We start from the raw sequence: 226 nt of genomic DNA, 5'->3' as shown, positions 1-226 counted from the left end.
ATAGATCGTTTAGAACTACTGCCGGTGCAACTGCATCAACAACACCAGTTGCTGGTCCTGAGGTATTGCCTGCTGGATCTTTTGTTACTGCTGTTACCGTATCACCATCATTTAAGCCTGGGTTTGGTACAGTCCAGCTACCATCCGGGCCTGCTACAACACTGGCTGTACTACCATCTGGATAAGTTACTGTCACCGTTGAACCAGGTTCTGCTGTACCTGTAAT

1 protein-coding gene is annotated in these 226 nt (G+C 47.8%); it reads right to left on the bottom strand.

Going from position 1 to position 226, the window contains the following annotated elements:
* The coding region (locus HUN22_RS18465; RefSeq protein ID WP_254617586.1) for an Ig-like domain-containing protein at positions 1 to 226 on the bottom strand (226 nt) is incomplete at both ends.

This window comes from Acinetobacter lactucae, assembly GCF_013344765.1.
Taxonomy (GTDB): domain Bacteria; phylum Pseudomonadota; class Gammaproteobacteria; order Pseudomonadales; family Moraxellaceae; genus Acinetobacter; species Acinetobacter lactucae_A.
Note: the sequence above shows the minus strand (reverse complement) of the source record. Positions and strands in the feature narration are given on the sequence as shown.